The 1,796-nt window shown below is 71.1% G+C and carries 2 protein-coding genes; both read left to right on the top strand.

All coding sequences use genetic code 11. The annotated features are described in order from the left end of the window. A partial coding sequence (locus G3O06_RS48000) for an outer membrane lipoprotein carrier protein LolA (RefSeq protein ID WP_205820390.1) occupies window positions 1-517 on the top strand: 517 nt, incomplete at its 5' end. Continuing rightward, a partial coding sequence (locus G3O06_RS47995) for an MMPL family transporter (protein WP_205820388.1) occupies window positions 517-1,796 on the top strand: 1,280 nt, incomplete at its 3' end. The genes G3O06_RS48000 and G3O06_RS47995, both read left to right, overlap by 1 nt.

Genomic DNA, 1,796 nt, shown 5'->3' with positions numbered 1-1,796 from the left:
GGCGTGGACGCTCGACCGGCTGATGTCGACGCTTGCGCAGCACAAGTCGGGACGGGCGACGTTCACCGAGACGAAATACCTGTCGATCGCGACGCAGCCGGTCGAGTCGTCCGGCGAACTCGTGTTCGTCGCGCCCGACCATCTCGAGAAGCACACGCTGAGCCCGAAGCCCGAACACCTCGTCGTCGACGGCGACATGCTCACCGTCGAGCGCAACAACCGCAAATACACGCTCGCGCTCGCACGCTATCCGGAACTCGGCGCGTTCATCGACAGCATCCGCGCGACGCTCGCCGGCAACCGCTTCGCGCTCGAACAGGTGTACAAGGTCGCGCTCGCCGGGCGCGGCGACGACTGGACGCTGACGCTCACGCCGCTCGACTCGCGGATGCTGAAGGTCGTCAGCACGATCACGCTCGACGGCTCGCGCGACGTGTTGCGCAGCGTCGCGATTCGGCAGGCCGACGGCGACCGTTCGGTGATGCGCCTGCAACCCGTTCCGGCGAACCCGAACTGATGGACGAACGCACCCGGCCCCCGTCGTCACCGGTCGCCCGCCGCCTGCATGCGCTGCGGCAGCGCGCGGTGCTCGTGTGGCTGCTCGCGCTTCTCGCGTGCGGCGTCGCGATCGGGCGCGCGCACTTCACGGCCGACCTGTCCGCGTTCCTGCCGAGCTCGCCGAGCGCCGGGCAGCGCGTGCTCGTCGACCAGTTGCGCGACGGCATCGTGTCGCGGCTGATCCTCGTCGCGATCGACGGCGGCGATGCCACGACGCGCGCCGCGCTGTCGCGGCGCGTCGCCGGTGCGCTGCGCGCCGATCCGCAGTTCGCGGCCGTTCACAACGGCGAAGCCGCGAACGACGCACGCGACCGCCAGTTCATCTTCGATCACCGCTACCTGCTGAGCCCGGCCGTCACGCCGCAGCGCTTCAGCGCCGCCGGCCTGCATCAGGCGCTCGGCGACAGCCTCGACCTGCTGAGTTCGTCGGCCGGCCTCGTGGCCAAGGCGATGCTGCCGCGCGATCCGACCGGTGAAGTCGCCACGCTCGTCGACCAGTTCGACAGCGCGGCCGAACCGGCGAGCCGCGATGGCGTGTGGGCATCGCGCGACGGCACGCGTGCGGTGCTCGTCGTGCAGACGGCCGCAGCCGGTTCCGATACCGACGCTCAGGCCCGCGCGATCGACACCGCGCGGCGCGCGTTTGCCGCCGCGAAGCAGGCCGTGCCGAACGCCGCCGCGACCACGCTCGCGATGACGGGCCCCGGCGTGTTCTCGGTCGACACGCGCGACACGATCCGGCACGACGTCGAACGGCTGTCGACGGCGAGCGTCGTGCTGATCGTCGCGCTGCTGCTGACGCTGTACCGTTCGCCGCGCACGCTCGCGCTGGGCTTGCTGCCGGTGCTGACGGGCGTCGCGGCGGGAATCGCGGCGGTCAGCCTCGCGTTCGGTACGGTCCACGGGCTGACGCTCGGCTTCGGTACGACGCTGATCGGCGAAGCCGTCGACTATTCGATCTACCTGTTCGTGCAGTCGGCGCAGGCCGGCACGCGAGGCGCGGCGCGCCCGGCCGACGCGACGCGCGCATGGGTCGCCGCGTACTGGCCGACGATCCGGCTCGGTGTGCTGACGTCCGTATGCGGTTTCGCGTCGATGCTGTTCTCCGGATTCCCGGGCCTCGTGCAACTCGGGCTGTATTCGATCGTCGGGCTGACGGCCGCCGCGCTCGTCACGCGCTTCGTGCTGCCGCACCTGCGCGGCGAGCATGTCGCGATCCGCGACGTGTCGCGCGTCGA

This window comes from Burkholderia sp. Ac-20345 (genome assembly GCF_017104825.1).
In the GTDB taxonomy this organism is placed as follows: domain Bacteria; phylum Pseudomonadota; class Gammaproteobacteria; order Burkholderiales; family Burkholderiaceae; genus Burkholderia; species Burkholderia lata_B.
The sequence above is the reverse complement of the archived record's forward strand: the minus strand, read 5'-3'. Positions and strand labels throughout refer to the sequence as shown.